11 protein-coding genes are annotated in these 15,243 nt (G+C 66.3%); 9 read left to right on the top strand and 2 right to left on the bottom strand.

From position 1 onward, the window contains the following. The first annotated feature begins 59 nt into the window (after nt 1-59). The 7 genes from A1D30_RS17100 to A1D30_RS17130 all read left to right on the top strand — a co-directional run bounded on the left by A1D30_RS17100 (nt 60) and on the right by A1D30_RS17130 (nt 5,680). Nucleotides 60-980, top strand: coding sequence for a glyoxylate/hydroxypyruvate reductase A (locus A1D30_RS17100; RefSeq protein WP_063461929.1), 921 nt, complete (start codon nt 60-62; stop codon nt 978-980). Nucleotides 981-1,009: 29 nt separating this feature from the next. After that, nucleotides 1,010-1,924 (top strand): hydroxymethylglutaryl-CoA lyase, encoded by a 915-nt coding sequence (locus A1D30_RS17105; RefSeq protein WP_063461930.1) that lies wholly within the window; start codon nt 1,010-1,012, stop codon nt 1,922-1,924. Nucleotides 1,925-1,951: 27 nt separating this feature from the next. After that, complete coding sequence (locus A1D30_RS17110) at nt 1,952-2,461, top strand: YbaK/EbsC family protein (protein ID WP_063461931.1); 510 nt, start codon at nt 1,952-1,954, stop codon at nt 2,459-2,461. Continuing rightward, complete coding sequence (locus A1D30_RS17115; protein WP_063461932.1) at nt 2,458-2,715, top strand: DUF1289 domain-containing protein; 258 nt, start codon at nt 2,458-2,460, stop codon at nt 2,713-2,715. The genes A1D30_RS17110 and A1D30_RS17115 overlap by 4 nt, the downstream gene beginning before the upstream one ends. Before the next feature lie 80 nt (nt 2,716-2,795). Beyond that, a complete protein-coding gene (locus tag A1D30_RS17120) occupies nt 2,796-3,449 on the top strand; it encodes a 2-hydroxychromene-2-carboxylate isomerase (protein WP_063461933.1) in 654 nt (217 codons plus the stop codon). A gap of 173 nt (nt 3,450-3,622) precedes the next feature. Then, nucleotides 3,623-5,284, top strand: coding sequence for an MFS transporter (locus tag A1D30_RS17125; protein ID WP_063461934.1), 1,662 nt, complete (start codon nt 3,623-3,625; stop codon nt 5,282-5,284). Between the two features lie 192 nt (nt 5,285-5,476). After that, entirely contained in the window at nt 5,477-5,680 is a 204-nt protein-coding gene (locus tag A1D30_RS17130; protein ID WP_063461935.1) for a hypothetical protein, read from the top strand. A 304-nt stretch (nt 5,681-5,984) separates the two neighbouring features. Here A1D30_RS17130 and A1D30_RS17135 read toward each other — a convergent pair whose 3' ends face one another. Together A1D30_RS17135 and A1D30_RS17140 are read right to left on the bottom strand one after the other, a co-directional pair. Further along, complete coding sequence (locus A1D30_RS17135) at nt 5,985-7,103, bottom strand: ABC transporter substrate-binding protein (RefSeq protein ID WP_063461936.1); 1,119 nt, start codon at nt 7,101-7,103, stop codon at nt 5,985-5,987. Between the two features lie 90 nt (nt 7,104-7,193). Further along, nucleotides 7,194-8,279, bottom strand: coding sequence for an ABC transporter substrate-binding protein (locus A1D30_RS17140; protein ID WP_063461937.1), 1,086 nt, complete (start codon nt 8,277-8,279; stop codon nt 7,194-7,196). A gap of 243 nt (nt 8,280-8,522) precedes the next feature. On the opposite strand from A1D30_RS17140, the gene uvrA reads away from it, so the two are divergent. Together uvrA and A1D30_RS17150 are read left to right on the top strand one after the other, a co-directional pair. Next, complete coding sequence (gene uvrA / locus A1D30_RS17145) at nt 8,523-14,396, top strand: excinuclease ABC subunit UvrA (protein WP_063461938.1); 5,874 nt, start codon at nt 8,523-8,525, stop codon at nt 14,394-14,396. Nucleotides 14,397-14,556: 160 nt separating this feature from the next. Then, nucleotides 14,557-15,063, top strand: coding sequence for a hypothetical protein (locus A1D30_RS17150; RefSeq protein ID WP_063461939.1), 507 nt, complete (start codon nt 14,557-14,559; stop codon nt 15,061-15,063). Nucleotides 15,064-15,243: the final 180 nt, after the last annotated feature.

Below are 15,243 nucleotides of genomic sequence, written 5' to 3' on the forward strand. Positions count from 1 at the left end.
GGCGGGGGCACCCCGCGCGTGACAGCGCGCAGGGTGCAATCCCGTTACCCTTGGGCGCCATGAAAATCACCTTTTGCTGTACCGATGCCAAGCCCGAGCCCTGGCTCCAGGGCTTTTCTGCCGCGCTGCCTGGCGCTGAGATCTCTGTGTGGCAGCCGGGTGCGCCGCAGGCCGACTATGCCGTGGTCTGGGCACCGCCCCAGCAGTTCATGGACGAGCAACCGGGCCTCAAGGCCCTGTTCAACATCGGTGCGGGCGTGGATGCGCTCCTCAAGCTGCGCTTGCCGCCCCATGCACTGGTCGTGCGGCTGGACGATGCGGGCATGGCCGTGCAGATGGCCGAGTACGTGTGCCACGCGGTCATCCGCCACTTCCGCGAGTTCGATGGCTACGAGGCCGACATGGCGGCGGGCCGCTGGGGCTACCGCAAGCCGCGCCTGCGCAGCGACTTCCCCATCGGCGTGATGGGCCTGGGCGTGCTGGGCGAGCGGGTGGCCAAGGCTCTGGCGCAGTTCGACTTTCCCATCAACGGCTGGAGCCGCAGCCCCAAGGCCATCGAGGGCGTGCGGGCCTTCAGCGGTGCAGACCAATTCAATGATTTCCTGGCCGCGAGCCGCGTGCTGGTCAACCTGCTGCCGCTCACGCCCGAGACGGCCGACGTGATCAACAAGGACACGCTGGCCCGCCTGCTGCCCGGCGCCTATGTGATCAACGTGGCGCGTGGCGCACACCTGGTGGACGACGACCTGCTGGCCGCCATCGACAGCGGCCAGGTGGCGGGCGCCACGCTCGACGTGTTCCGCACCGAGCCGCTGCCCGCAGGCCATGCGTTCTGGAGCCAGCCGCGCATCACCCTCACCCCGCACACCTCGGCGCGCACGCTGCGCGACGAGAGCATTGCCCAGATTGCGCGCAAGATCGCCGCGCTGCAGCGGGGCGAGGCGGTGGCGGGCATTGTCAACCCGGCGCGGGGGTACTGAACCCGCGCCTTTTTTGCATCAGGATTCCCATGACCTTCTCCATCCCCTCCCGCGTGCGCCTCATTGATGTGGGCCCCCGCGACGGCCTGCAGAACGAAAAGACGCCGGTGCCCGCTGCCGTCAAGATCGAGCTGGTGCACCGCCTGCAGCAGGCGGGCCTGAAAGAGATCGAGGTCACCAGCTATGTGTCGCCCAAGTGGGTGCCGCAGATGGCCGACAACCACGAGGTCATGGCCGGTATCACCCGCCAGAGCGGCGTGGCGTATTCGGTGCTCACGCCCAATCTCAAAGGTTTTGAAGCGGCGGTGCTCGACAAGCCCGACGAGATCGTCGTCTTCGGCTCCGCCAGCGAGGCCTTCAGCCAGCGCAACATCAACTGCAGCATTGTCGAGAGCATTGAGCGTTTTGCGCCCGTGGTGCAGGCCGCGCTGGCCGCTGGCATCCGCGTGCGGGGTGCCATGAGCTGCACCGTGGGCTGCCCGTACGAGGGTGACATCGCGCCCGAGCGCGTGGCGTACCTCGCGGGCCTGCTCAAGGGCATTGGCGTGCAGCGCGTGGACGTGGCCGACACCATCGGCGTGGGCACGCCACGCAAGGTGCAGCGCGCCATCGAGGCGACGCTGCAGCACTTCGGCATCGACGAGGTGTCGGGCCACTTCCATGACACCTACGGCCAGGCGCTGTCCAACACGCTGGCCGCGCTGGAGCTGGGCGTGTGGAACTACCAGTCGTCCGTGGCCGGGCTGGGTGGCTGCCCCTATGCCAAGGGCGCCACGGGCAATGTGGCGACCGAGGACGTGGTGTACATGCTGCAGGGCATGGGCATCGAGACGGGCGTTGACCTTGATAAGCTCATTGATGCGGGCGCGTACATCAGCGATTTTCTCGGCCGCAAACCCAATTCCCGGGCAGCCAATGCGCTGCTCACCAAACGCGCCGGGTGAACCCGCCGGGCGCAGGAGAAAACAACCGTGTGTGGAGCTGAACTGAAAACCCTGCCCGAGGGCGTGCAGCGCGTGGCTGCGGCGCTCGAATCCCTGGGCCACCCCCACCGCCCGCAGATGCTGGACGACGCCGCGCGCACCGCGCAGCAGGCCGCCGATGCGCTGGGCATTGCCGTGGGGCAGATTGCGAAAAGCATCATCTTTCGCCGCAAGAGCGACGATGTGGCCGTGCTGGTGGTCACCTCGGGCGACCGCCGCGTGGACGAGAAAAAGGTCGAGGCCCATGTGGGCGGCAAGATCGGCCGCGCCGATGCCGACTTCGTGAAAAGCCGCACGGGTTTTTCCATCGGCGGCGTTTCGCCCGTGGCGCACGCCACGCCGCCCGTCACGCTCATCGACCAGGACCTGCTGCGCTTTGAGGTGGTGTGGGCGGCCGCAGGGCACCCGCATGGCGTGTTTGCGCTGCACCCCAGCGACCTGCAGCGCCTGACGGGCGCCCCGGTGGTGGATGTGGTCCAGGCCCCGGTAGCCGCATGAATGCTATTGATTTGATAGCTGCAAAAGCAATGCAGTTGCGCGAAGAAGGCCATTTTGACCATGAAAATGCCGAGCCTGTGCCTTCGCCCTGCATCTCGGTGTGCCGCATGTCGCCCGACCGCAGCCACTGCGAAGGCTGCTTTCGCACGCTGGACGAGATCCGCCTCTGGTCGCGCGCCGATGGCAGCCTGCGCCGGGGCATCTGGGAGCAGCTGCTGGGCCGCGCAGGCATCGGCCATGAGGCACCCCCCTGAGCGGCCGAGCGGCGGCCCTCGCCCGGGCCACGCCCGTTGTGTGCACGGTGGCTCGCCGTGCAATGACATGGAGAGCTGACATGAAGCACATCACCTTCTACCTGGACTTTGTCTCGCCCTATGCCTGGCTCGCGTTCGAGCGCCTGCCCGAGGTGCTGGAGGGCCTGAGCTACAGCGTGGCCTACCAGCCTGTGCTGCTGGGCGCGCTGCTGCAGCAGCACGCCAACCCTGGCCCGGCGGGCATTGCGCCCAAACGCGACTGGACCTATCGCCACGTGACCTGGCTGGGCCACGCACAGGGCACGCCGCTGCAAATGCCCGCGCGCCATCCGTTCAACCCGCTGCCGCTGCTGCGCCAGGCGCTGGCCTGCAGCGACGACGGCGCCATCAACCGCTATGTGGCAGGCACTGTGCTGCGCCATGTGTGGCAGGGCGGGCATGATGCGCTGGACGCCGAGCGCCTGGCCGCACTGGCGGCCGATCTGGCCGATCAGATCCGTCCGGGGCAAGACGCGAGCAGCGACGGCCCCAAGTCGCTGCTGCGCGCCAACACCGAGGCCGCGCAGGCCGCAGGCGTGTTTGGCGTGCCTGCGTTTGCTGTGGACGGCAAGATTTTCTGGGGGCTCGACAGCCTGCCCATGCTGCGTGCCTACCTCGATGGAGATGCATGGTTTGATGGCCCGGGCTGGAATGCTGTCAGCCAGCTTCCATCGGGTTTACCCGCGAAGTCCTGAGCCGTTTCCGGATGCTGAAAGGGGTGCTGCGGGTTTCACCCTAAATTGTCAGAGAGCGGTCAGTTTGATGAAAGCTCGTGTTGGTTTCGCGTCAGAGCGTGGTCAGTGCTGTCCTGAAGAATCCGTGCAGCCCGCCGCAGTGCGGTCTGAATAACCAACAGGAGACATTCACCATGGCTACAGTCCATCCCGCACCGCGGCCGATGTCGCCCGAAGAGCGCAAGGTCATCTTCGCGTCATCGCTCGGCACCGTTTTTGAGTGGTACGACTTCTACCTCTACGGCTCGCTCGCAGCCATCATCGCCAAGCAGTTCTTCAGCGGGCTGGACTCCGGCTCGGCGTTCATCTTCGCGCTGCTGGCATTTGCGGCGGGCTTCATCGTCCGCCCCTTCGGCGCCATCTTCTTCGGCCGCCTGGGCGACATGATCGGCCGCAAGTACACCTTCCTGGTCACCATCCTGATCATGGGCCTGTCCACGTTCATCGTGGGTATCCTGCCGACCTACGCGTCGATTGGTGTGGCCGCTCCCATCATCCTGATCGTGCTGCGCCTGCTGCAGGGCCTGGCCCTGGGTGGTGAGTACGGCGGCGCTGCCACCTACGTGGCCGAGCATGCCCCGCACGGCCGCCGTGGCGCCTACACCGCCTGGATCCAGACCACCGCCACGCTGGGCCTGTTCCTGTCGCTGATGGTGATCCTGGGCACCCGCACCATCGTGGGCGAAGAAGCCTTTGCCGACTGGGGCTGGCGCGTTCCGTTCATCGTGTCCATCGTGCTGCTGGCCATCTCGGTGTGGATCCGCCTGGCCATGAACGAATCGCCTGCCTTCCAGAAGATGAAGGCCGAAGGCAAGACCTCCAAGGCGCCTCTGAAGGAATCCTTCGGCGAGTGGAAGAACCTGAAGATCGTGATCCTGGCGCTGGTGGGCCTGACGGCTGGCCAGGCTGTGGTGTGGTACTCGGGCCAGTTCTATGCCCTGTTCTTCCTGACGCAGGCGCTGAAGGTGGATGGCGCGACGGCCAACATCCTGGTGGCTGTGTCGCTGCTGATCGGTACGCCCTTCTTCATCGTGTTCGGTTCGCTGTCCGACAAGATCGGCCGCAAGCCCATCATCCTGGCAGGCTGCCTGCTGGCCGCACTGACCTACTTCCCCGTGTTCGGCGCACTTACCAAGGCGGCCAACCCCGCCCTGGCGGAAGCCCAGGCCAAGAACAAGGTCGTGGTGGTGGCAGATGCCAACGAGTGCTCGTTCCAGTTCAACCCCACGGGCACCGTCAAGTTCACCAGCTCGTGCGACATCGCCAAGCAGGTGCTGGCTGGCGCTTCGGTGAGCTATGAAAACGCGCCTGGTGCAGCCGGCACGCCTGCTGTGATCAAGATCGGCGAGACCGCCATCACCGGCTACAGCAGCAAGGGCCTGCCCGCTGACGAAGCCAAGAAGAAGGACGGCGAGTTCAAGAAGGCCGTGGCCGATGCGCTCAAGGCTGCTGGCTACCCCACCAAGGCAGACCCTGCCCGCATCGACAAGGTCATGGTCACAGCGATCCTGGTCTACCTGGTGCTGCTGGTGACCATGGTGTACGGCCCCATCGCCGCCATGCTGGTCGAAATGTTCCCCACCCGCATCCGCTACACGTCCATGTCCCTGCCGTACCACATCGGTAACGGCTGGTTCGGCGGCCTGCTGCCCACCACGGCATTCGCCATCGTGGCCCAGACCGGCAACATGTACAACGGCCTGTGGTACCCCATCATCATCGCCGCAGCCACGGTGGTGATCGGCGGCCTGTTCATCAAGGAAACCAAGGACGTGGACATCTACGCCAACGACTGATCGTGATGCCCGACCGGTGACCCTGCGGGTTGCCGGTCGGCACCGACCGGTGTGCAGGGCCCAACCCGCAAGGGGCGGGCCCTGTGTTCCATCAAGGGGCTTGTGCCACGCACCAGTACAACCGATAACCCTGCGCCTGAGCAGGCCCCTTGATTGAACAAACCCATTCCCTAGGACCCAAGGAGATTTTTTATGTGGAAGATTGTTGTTGGCTTCGTTCTGTTTGCAGCGCTGTCGATGTACGTGATCATCGTGGCGGGCGACAAGGCCGACATGGGCGGTGAAAAACACGGCGCAGATGCCGTGCACGCGCCAGAAGCCCCCGCCAGTGCCGCCGGGCCCGCGCCTGTGGCCGCCCCCGCTTCGGCACCTGCCGCTCCGGCCAGCGCCCAGTAAGCGTTCAGCCTGGTGATCGGGCGCCCGCTGGGGCTCTTGGCCACCGGCGGTGTCTCACAACCAAAAAGCCCGGTGCGTTGGCCCCGGGCTTTCTCTTTTTGTGCTGCCGCTGTCAAGCCGCAGCGTTCAGGGCCTTTGCGGCCTAGTGTCCCGAGTTAGAAATTCGTCGAATAAATCTCCCGACAATCCCCGCCATGCGTCGTTGCAAATGCTCGCCATGCCACCCGGCATGGCTGCGCTTTGCGCCTAGCCTGGCAGCGATTTCGACAGATTTCATTCTTCAACGACCCTCCAACTCGGAACACTAGCGTTTGAAGCGGCCGTCACTGCCAATGATGGAGAGATCGGCAAACTCCAGGCCGCTGTGGTCGGCGGGGCTGTAGCTCAGCTCCACCCCGCCCAGGTCCCATTTCTTGATGCTCTCCAGCCCGGCGTGCAGCTTGGCGCGGTCCGGCTTGGGCCCCGCGCGCTTGAGGCCCTCCACCAGGACCTTGGCGCTCACAAAACCCTCCACCATGGCGGGGGTGAGGTCGGTCATGTTCCTGGCCCGCGCCAGCTGCATCGCCTCCTTGACCACGGGGTAGTTGAGCGAGCGTTCCGACGGAAACACCTGCGTGACCACCACGCCCCGTGCCTGGTCGCCCAGCAGTTTCACGAAGCCACCCGAAGCGTTGTTGGACAGCGTGACGATCTGCCCGTTGACCCCTGCAGCACGCAGTGCCTTGATGCCGTCCACCACCGCCGCACCGGTGCCAATGAAGACCACGGCCTGCGGCTGCTTTTGTGCTACCCGGGGTGCGATAGCGCTGTAGTCGGGCTTGGCGCGGTCAAATTTCTCGATGAAAAGGGCGTCCAGCTGGTTGGCCTTGAAGCCGGATTGCGCACCCGCGAGGCCATCGGCACCAAAGGTGTCGTCCACATGCACGACACCAATGCGCTTGATGCCCAGGGTGTTGAGGTGGGTGATGGCCTTTTCCACCTCGCGCTGGTAAGGGGCCCGCACGTTGAAGATGTATTTGGGCACGGGCTGGTGCAGCACCATGGCCCCGGTGGAGGGGCCGACCAGCGGCACGCCGTGTTGCTCCAGCAGTGGCATGATGCCCTGCGTGTGGGGCGTGCCGCGTGTCATGAACAGGCCGATCACGCCTTTTTCCTCGATCAGCGTCTTGGTGTTCTGCAGCGTGAGTTTGGGGTCGAACCTGTCGTCCAGCGAAACCACTTCGACCTTCTGGCCGCCCACGCCGCCTTTGGCATTGACGTGGTCGATGTAGAGGGCCGCGCCCTGCATGGATTCGGCCACCGTGGCGGCGGCCGAGCCGGTGATGCCGACCGTCTGGCCAATCAGGATCTGGGAGTGGGCGGAACCGATGCCCAGGGCGGCAGCCAGGGCGCAGAGCGCGCCGGCCAGGCCAGTCTTCTTCATGGGGTTGTCTCCTGCATATGGAGCGCCCGAGTGTAGGGACGCCCTTGCGCAGGACAACTGTAAAAACGCGTAGGCCGGGTGCTCGGGCGCTCAGCGGCGGAAGCGCCCGTCCGTGCCAATGATGGCCAGGTCGGCAAAATCCAGCCCGGTATGGTCTTCGGGGCTGAAGTTCACCTCCAGCCCGCCCAGGTCCAGCTTCTTGATGCTCTCCAGCGCGGTCTGTATCTTCTCGCGGGTGGGCTTGGGGCCTGCGCGCTTGAGGCCTTCGACCAGCACCTTGGCTGCGGCAAAGCCCTCCAGCATGGCGGGGCTGATTTCGGTGAGCCCCTTGGTCTTGGCAAGCTCCTGGGCTTCCTTCACCATCGGGTAGGTCACGGCGCGCTCGTTGGGGAACACCTGGGTCACGATCACGCCCCGGGCGTTGGCCCCCAGGCTCTTGATGAAGCCGCTGGAGGCATTGTTGGACAGCGTCACGATCTGCGCGGCCGAGCCCGCCGTGCGCAGGGCGTTGGTGGCATCCACCACCGCAGAGCCCGAGGCCACCATCAACACCGCCTGCGCATCGGCCTTGGCCACCTTGGCGGCAATGGGGGCGAAGTCGGGTTTGGCTCGGTCAAATTTTTCGGACACCACGGCGGTCAGCTTGGCGGCCGTCAGGCCCTTCTGTGCGCCCTGGATGCCGTCGGCGCCAAAGCTGTCGTCCGCATACACCAGTGCCACGCGGGTGATGCCCATCGATGCCAGGTGGGTGATCGCCTTTTCGGCCTCGCGCTGGTAGGTGGCGCGCACATTGAAGATGTATTTGCGCACCGGCTGGTGCAGCACCATGGCCCCGGTGGAGGGCGCCACCAGCGCCACGCCGTGTTTGTCCAGCAGCGGCAGGATGGCCTCGGTGTGGGGGGTGCCCCGGTTGAGGAACAGGGCGGAGACGTTCTTGTCCTCGATCAGCGTGCGCGCGTTTTCGGCCGCCAGCTTGGGGTCGAACTTGTCATCCAGGGAGATCAGCTCGATCTTCTGGCCATTGACGCCGCCCTTGGCATTGATGGCGTCGATGTACAGCAGCGCGCCGTCGGTGGTCTCCTTCACCCCGGCGGCGACCTGGCCAGTGAAGCCTGCGGTCTGGCCGATCAGGATCTGGGCATGGCTGGCGGCACTGGCTGCCAGCGCCAGGACCATGCCCGCCGCCCTCAGTTGCCATTGTTTTGTCATGGCGGTCTCCTCTTGTTTTGTGTGGACGCCGCAGTCTAAACCGATGTTTCCGGCCAGAACACCCGCTTTTCCCTAGCCGCTGCCCCATGGCCCCTGCTTTGTCCACGGTCAAAAGCACCGCAGCGCGCCTCGGGGGTAATCGGCAGGCGCAGGCGCAAATCGGGGGTGCGTCCCTAGAATGTTCCGCCTCACCCCAGAAAGACCGCCTCCATGACCCAGGGACAGATCCGTATCCGTGGCGCACGCCAGCACAACCTCAAGAACCTGGACCTGGACATCCGCACCGGCGAACTCACGGTGGTGACGGGCCCGAGCGGCTCAGGCAAGTCCAGCCTGGTGTTTGACACGCTGTACGCCGAGGGCCAGCGCCGGTATGTGGAAACCTTCAGCGCCTACGCGCGCCAGTTTCTGGACCGCATGGACAAACCGGCCGTGGACAAGGTCGAAGGCGTACCCCCCGCCATCGCCATCGACCAGACCAACCCGGTGCGCTCCAGCCGATCCACCGTGGGCACGATGACGGAGCTGAACGATCACCTGAAGCTGCTGTTTGCACGTGCTGGCCAGTTGTTTGACAAGCAGACCGCGCAGCCGGTGCGGCACGACTCGCCGGAGACCATCTATGCCGAGCTGCAGCAGCGCAGCGCCGCAGCGGGCGACCCGCGCATCGTGCTGACCTTCCCGGTCGAGCTGCCTGCCAACACCTCGGCCGAGCAGGTCGAGCAATGGCTGTCCGCCAGCGGCTTCACCAAGGTGCAGGCCGAGCGCGAAGTGGCCACGCCCACCGGCCCGCGCAAGGTCCTGGACGTGGTGGCCGACCGCTTCCGCCTGGGCAATGCCGAGAAGGCGCGGGTGATCGAGGCGATTGAGGTGGCACTCAAGCGTGGCACGGGGCGGCTGAATGTGTACCGCCTGGTGGATGAGGGCGAGCCGGAACTGTGGCGCTTTTCAACCGGCCTGCATTGCCCGGACAGCGACCTGCGCTACAGCGACCCCATCCCGTCGATGTTCTCGTTCAACTCCGCCGTGGGCGCGTGTGACAGCTGCCGGGGCTTTGGCCGCGTGATCGGCGTGGACTACGGCCTTGTCATCCCCAACGACAAGCTCACGCTGCGCGCGGGTGCCATCAAGACCATCCAGACCCCCGCGTGGCAAGAGGCGCAGGACGACCTCATGCGCCACGCCGAGGCCGCAGGCATTCCGCGCGACACGCCCTGGTACAAGCTCACCGACGACCAGAAAAAGTGGGTCATCGGCGGCACGCCCGGCTACAAGGATGGGCAGTGGAGCAAGCAGTGGTACGGCATCAAGCGCTTCTTCGAGTACCTGGAGAGCAAGGCCTACAAGATGCACATCCGCGTGCTCTTGTCCAAGTACCGCAGCTACACGCCATGCCCCACCTGCGCGGGCGCACGCCTTAAGACCGAAAGCCTGCTCTGGCGCATTGGCCGCAAGGAAGACGCCGACGCGGTGCTGGAGCCCGGCAAGCGCTTCCTGCCCGAGGGCGTGCAATGGAGCCGCGAGCAGCTGGATGCCTTGCCCGGCCTGTGCCTGCACGACCTGATGCTGCTGCCCATCGACCGGCTGCGCCGGTTCTTTGACCGCATGCAATTGCCCGTGGGTGACGACGCCAAGGGCGGCGACGCCCAGGCGCTCAAGTTGTTGCACGAAGAAATCACCACGCGCCTCAAATACCTGTGCGACGTGGGCATTGGCTACCTCACGCTGGACCGCCAAAGCCGCACGCTGAGTGGCGGTGAGGTGCAGCGCATCAACCTCACCACCGCTTTAGGCACCAGCCTGGTCAACACGCTCTTCGTGCTGGATGAGCCCAGCATCGGCCTGCACCCGCGCGACATGCACCGCATCACCGAGGCCATGCTGCGCCTGCGCGATGCGGGCAACACCCTGGTGGTGGTGGAGCACGACCCGGCCGTCATGCTCGCGGCCGACCGCATGATCGACATGGGCCCGGGGCCGGGCAGCCTGGGCGGGCAGATCGTGTTCGACGGCACCACGGCCGACCTGCGCAGTGCCGACACGCTCACCGGCGCCTACCTGGGCGGCCGCAAGCATGTGGGTTTTGGCTTCAAGCGCATGGTGACCGAATCGACGCCGCGCCTCATCCTCGAAGGCGCGCGCGAGCACAACCTGCAGAACGTGTCCGTCGAGTTCCCGCTGCAGCGCCTGGTCACCGTGACGGGCGTGAGCGGCTCGGGCAAGTCGAGCCTGATCCAGGACGTGCTCGCCCCCGCGCTGCTGCGCCACTTTGGCAAGGCCACCGACACGCCCGGCGCGCACGACCGCATGCTGGGCGCCGACCACCTGTCGGACGTGGTGTTCGTGGACCAGTCGCCCATCGGCAAGACCGCGCGCTCCAACCCCGTGAGCTATGTGGGCGCGTGGGACAGCATCCGCGAGCTGTTTGCCGTGGCGCCGCTGTCCAAACAGCGCAGCTACACCGCCGCCAAGTTCAGCTTCAACAGTGGCGACGGGCGCTGCCCGACCTGCGGTGGCTCGGGCTTCGAGCATGTGGAGATGCAGTTCCTGTCGGACGTGTACCTGCGCTGCCCGGACTGCGACGGCAAGCGCTACCGGCCCGAGATCCTGGAGATCACGATTGAACGCGGCGGGCGAAGCCTCAACGTGGCCGACGTGCTGGCCCTCACGGTGGCCGAGGCTGCCACCCTGTTTGCGAACGACCGCGACGTGATCCGCGCGCTGCAGCCCATCGTGGACGTGGGGCTCGAATACGTGGCGCTGGGCCAGCCCGTGCCGACCCTGTCAGGTGGCGAAGCACAACGGCTCAAGCTGGCGGGCTTCCTGGCCGAAGCCGCCAAAACGGCCGCCAAATCGCGCCAGGCCGTGGCGCGCAAGGGCACGCTGTTCCTGTTCGACGAGCCCACCACCGGCCTGCACTTTGACGACATCGCCAAGCTCATGCGCGCGCTGCGCAAGCTCATCGATGCAGGGCACTCGCTCATCGTCATCGAACACAATCTGGACGTGATCCGCGCAAGCGACTGGCTCATCGACCTGGGGCCCGAAGGTGGCTATGCAGGCGGCCTGATCGTGGCCGAGGGCACACCCGAAGATGTGCGGGCGCATGCCACCTCGCACACCGGGCAGGCACTGCGCGACTACGAACTGGCGCTGGGCGTGGGCGGCCACTCGGTGCACGAAAAAGCTGCTGTGCTACGAAAAAAGGAGCTGCTTGGGCAAGAAGGACGCGCGCAGGAGGCCAAAAATGCCATTGAAATCGTCAACGCCAAGGAACACAACCTCAAGAACCTGAGCGTGGACATTCCGCGCGGCAAGTTCAACGTGGTGACCGGCGTGAGCGGCTCGGGCAAGTCCACGCTGGCGTTCGACATTTTGTTCAACGAAGGCCAGCGGCGTTACCTCGAATCGCTTAACGCCTATGCCCGCAGCATCGTGCAACCGGCGGGGCGGCCCGAGGTGGATGCGGTGTACGGCATTCCGCCCACCGTGGCCATCGAGCAGCGCCTCTCGCGCGGCGGGCGCAAGTCCACCGTGGGCACCACCACCGAGGTGTGGCACTTTCTGCGCCTGCTGTACGTCAAGCTCGGCACACAGCATTGCGTGAAAGACGGTGCCGCCGTACAGCCACAAACGCCCGAGAGTATTGCCGCGCAGCTGCTCACCCAGTTCCGTGGCCAGCACATCGGCCTGCTCGCCCCGCTGGTGATGAACCGCAAGGGCGTCTACACCGAGCTGGCCGACTGGGCCCGCCCGCGCGGCTACACGCACCTGCGGGTGGACGGCAACTTCTTGCCCACCACGGGTTTTCCGCGCATCGACCGCTTCAAGGAACACACCATCGAGCTGCCCGTGGCCAGCCTCGATGTGTCGCCCGAGAACGAAGCCGCACTGCGCACCGCGCTGGCCGACGCACTCACGCACGGCAAGGGCGTGGTGCATGTTCTCTCAGGCATCACGGGCCTGCGCGAAGCCATGGAAGGCGGCCTGCCCACGGCGGGCATCGGCCAGCTGCAGGCGTTCTCCACCAAGCGCGCCTGCCCCGTGTGCGCCACGAGTTATGCCGAGCTGGACCCACGCCTGTTCAGCTACAACAGCAAACACGGCTGGTGCCCCGACTGCGTGGGCACGGGCGTCAAGCTCACCAAGGACCAGCGCAAGGTGTTTGACGACTCGGTGCAGGACGACAAGGAAAAAGGCCGCGAGCAGACCTTTGCCGAGCCCGAGGTGGAAGACCTGGCCGACACCGCCTGCCCGAGTTGCAGCGGCACCCGCCTGAACGCCACGGCCCGCGCGGTGCAGTTTGCGGGTGTGGGCATCACCGACATTGCCGCGTTGTCGGTGACCGACGTGCGCCGCTGGGTGGAGACGCTGCGCGTGGAAGGTGGCATGACAGCCCGCGAGGCCGACATCGCCCGCGACCTGGTGCCCGAGATCCAGAGCCGCCTCGAATTCCTCGAAGAAGTGGGCCTGGGCTACCTCACGCTCGACCGGGGCGCGCCCACGCTCAGCGGTGGCGAGGCCCAGCGCATTCGCCTGGCCGCGCAGCTGGGCAGCAACCTGCAGGGCGTGTGCTACGTGCTCGATGAGCCCACCATTGGCCTGCATGCGCGGGACAACCAGATCCTGCTCAATGCCCTGCACAAGCTGGGCGACAAGGGCAACACGCTGGTGGTGGTGGAGCATGATGAAGACACCATCCGCCGCGCCGACCACATCATCGACATTGGCCCGAGCGCGGGCAAACGCGGCGGGCGCCTGGTGGCGCAGGGCAGCGTGGCCGACATCACGGGCGCCCCAGATTCGCAAACCGGCCGCTACCTGCTGCACGCGATGAAGCACCCGCTGCAGCTGCGCCGCAGCATGGTGGCGGGCGAGGTGAGCGCCGAAGCCACGGCCGCCTTCGCGCAGGCCGAAGCCGCCGCGCCCACCGGCCGCCAAAGCGCGGCCGTGAAGAAGCGTGCCGCCCAGGCCGCCGCGCTGGCGACCGATGCACTCACCGAGGCCAAAGAGCGCGCCGCCATGCGCTGGCTCACCGTGCACGGCGCGCAGCTGCACAACCTGCAGAACGTGACGGCCACCGTGCCGCTGCACCGCCTGGTGGCGGTGACGGGCGTGAGCGGATCGGGCAAGTCCACCCTGGCGCGCGATGTGCTGCTGGCCAACGTGCAGGCCTGGGTGCAGCAGCGCAGTACCAAGGCCGGGCGCGATGCCATGGACGCGGGCAAGGCGCCGCCGCTGGTCGGTTGCACGGGCCTGTCGGGCTTCGAGAGCATCGACCGCGTGCTCGAAGTGGACCAGACGCCCATCGGCAAAACACCGCGTTCCTGTCCCGCCACCTACATCGGCTTCTGGGACACCATCCGCAAGCTGTTTGCCGAAACGCTGGAGGCCAAGGCGCGTGGCTACGCGGCCGGGCGCTTCAGCTTCAACACCGGCGAAGGCCGCTGCGCGAGCTGCGAGGGCGCGGGCGTACGCACCATCGAGATGAGCTTTCTGCCCGATGTGAAGGTGCCCTGCGAGACCTGCCACGGCGCGCGCTTCAACCCCGAAACGCTGGCCGTGACCTGGCGCGGCAAGAGCATCGGCGACGTGCTGCAGATGGAGGTGGACGAGGCCGTGGACTTCTTCGCCAGCATGCCCAGCATCGCGCACCCGCTGCAACTGCTGAAAGATGTGGGCCTGGGCTACCTCACGCTGGGGCAACCCTCGCCCACGCTCAGCGGTGGCGAGGCGCAGCGCATCAAGCTGGTGACCGAGCTGACCAAGGTGCGCGACGAAGTGGGCCGCCGGGGCCAGAAGGCGCCCCACACGCTGTATGTGCTGGACGAGCCCACGGTGGGCCTGCACATGGCCGATGTGGACAAGCTCATCCGCGTGCTGCACCGCCTGGTCGATGGGGGCCACAGCGTGATCGTGATCGAACACGACCTGGACGTGATCGCCGAGGCCGACTGGATCCTGGACCTGGGGCCGGAAGGCGGTAACGCTGGGGGCCGCATTGTGGCTGCTGCCACGCCCGAAGAAGTGGTGGCGGCAGGCACCCACACGGGCAAGGCGCTGGCGCCGGTGCTGGCGCGCTGAGTTGGGCGGGGGCGGGGGCGACGGGCGCACAGCCCCGTCGGCCCCTGTCCTACGCGCAGCGCGGAACATGGCGCACGCGGTGTGCGGCATGGGCTTCCTACGATGGGTTGCAGGGGATTCGCTCCCCACTTTCCATCCACCTCCAAGGACGCCCATCGCCATGAATACGCTCCATTTCCTCAAGACCTGTACCGCTCTTGCGGCCACCTCCGTGTTGCTGGTCGCCTGCGGCGGCGGCAATGACGACGACCCGACACCCAGCAATGAACCCGGTGTGCTCACGGTGAGCAATGCCACCCTCGACGGGCTGAACGGCGTGTACGGTAACGGCGCGCTCAACCTCACCGAGGTGGACAAGAAGAACCCCATCGGCTCCACGCCAGAGCTGTGCACCTTCCGCTTTGACGGCGCCAACAAGGTGGGCTCGTCCGCCACGGCCTTTGGCGACATCCGCTACCGCCCCGATGCCACAAGCCTGCACCAGGTGTTCCTGACCTTTGATGGCAAGGAATACGGCAGCGGCGAAGCAACGGACACCGCCGTGGTGCGCGAGAGCGATCAGGTGCGGTTCACCGGCAAGACGCTCACCGCCTCGGATGGCTCCGGCGCCACGCTGCGTGTGAGCGGCATCGTGCCCATGCGGCCCAACCGCCCCCTGGGCTGCTGAGTCCGCATTTCGACTCTCTCATTGCTGGTCTCCCTCCCCGGCCCTTCGGCCGGTTCAGCCCCTGCTGCCATCGTGGCAGGGGCTTTTTTGCTGGCGCAAGGGCAGGGGCAGGCCGCTGTCCTGCGGGTGGCGCTGCATGCTGGGCGGACGCATCGGCCGTGCGCTCTCGGAGCGCGCCGA

It is taken from the genome of Acidovorax sp. GW101-3H11, from assembly GCF_001633105.1.
GTDB lineage: Bacteria > Pseudomonadota > Gammaproteobacteria > Burkholderiales > Burkholderiaceae_C > Acidovorax.

Excerpts from the sequence above, each read along its gene's own strand:
- A1D30_RS17100 (WP_063461929.1), top strand. The coding sequence starts at position 60 with ATGAAAATCACCTTTTGCTGTACCGATGCCAAGCCCGAGCCCTGGCTC.
- A1D30_RS17105 (WP_063461930.1), top strand. The coding sequence starts at position 1,010 with ATGACCTTCTCCATCCCCTCCCGCGTGCGCCTCATTGATGTGGGCCCC.
- A1D30_RS17115 (WP_063461932.1), top strand. The coding sequence starts at position 2,458 with ATGAATGCTATTGATTTGATAGCTGCAAAAGCAATGCAGTTGCGCGAA.
- A1D30_RS17120 (WP_063461933.1), top strand. The coding sequence starts at position 2,796 with ATGAAGCACATCACCTTCTACCTGGACTTTGTCTCGCCCTATGCCTGG.
- A1D30_RS17125 (WP_063461934.1), top strand. The coding sequence starts at position 3,623 with ATGGCTACAGTCCATCCCGCACCGCGGCCGATGTCGCCCGAAGAGCGC.
- A1D30_RS17130 (WP_063461935.1), top strand. The coding sequence starts at position 5,477 with ATGTGGAAGATTGTTGTTGGCTTCGTTCTGTTTGCAGCGCTGTCGATG.
- A1D30_RS17135 (WP_063461936.1), bottom strand. The coding sequence starts at position 7,103 with ATGAAGAAGACTGGCCTGGCCGGCGCGCTCTGCGCCCTGGCTGCCGCC.
- A1D30_RS17140 (WP_063461937.1), bottom strand. The coding sequence starts at position 8,279 with ATGGTCCTGGCGCTGGCAGCCAGTGCCGCCAGCCATGCCCAGATCCTG.
- uvrA (WP_063461938.1), top strand. The coding sequence starts at position 8,523 with ATGACCCAGGGACAGATCCGTATCCGTGGCGCACGCCAGCACAACCTC.
- A1D30_RS17150 (WP_063461939.1), top strand. The coding sequence starts at position 14,557 with ATGAATACGCTCCATTTCCTCAAGACCTGTACCGCTCTTGCGGCCACC.